Source organism: Streptomyces sp. GC420 (genome assembly GCF_009916105.1).
Lineage (GTDB): Bacteria > Actinomycetota > Actinomycetes > Streptomycetales > Streptomycetaceae > Streptomyces.
In genome coordinates, this window is record NZ_JAAAXQ010000830.1 from 1 (window position 1) to 545 (window position 545).

General features: G+C 76.7%; 1 pseudogene. It reads left to right on the forward strand.

Annotated features, from left to right (window positions below):
- Positions 1 to 23: 23 nt before the first annotated feature.
- A pseudogene (locus tag GUY61_RS38850) lies at positions 24 to 545 on the forward strand (ATPase); the annotation flags it as partial.

Sequence of the window (545 nt, forward strand, 5' to 3'; positions counted from 1 at the left end):
TGTATAAGAGACAGGTACGGGCCGTGCTCGTGTGCGCGGCCCTGTGCAACGACGCGAAGCTCAGCGTGCCCTCCGGCCCGGACGGCACGTGGGGCGCGCTCGGGGATCCCACCGAGGCCGCACTCCTCACGGCGGCGGCCAAGGCCGGTCTCGACCACGACCGCCTCGTGCACGACCACCCCAGGACCGGCGAGGCCCCCTTCGACAGCGTGCGCCGGCGGATGACCACTGTGCACCGGACCCCCACGGGCGGGGCGAAGGTGTGCCTGAAGGGCGCGCCCGAGGCGGTACTGGTCCCCGGCGTTCTCGCGGACCCGCCCGGAGTGCGGGACGCGGCGCGCCGCGAGGCGGGACGGCTGGCCGCCGCCGGCTACCGCGTGCTCGCGGTCGCCGGCGCCACCGTGCCGGACGCCCCCGCCGACCCGGAACGGGCGGAGCACGGCCTGGGCCTGCTCGGCCTCGTGGCGATGAGCGACCCGCCGAAGCAGTCGGCCGCCGACACGCTGGCGGCCTGCCGCCGGGCGGGCATCACGCCTGTCCTGATC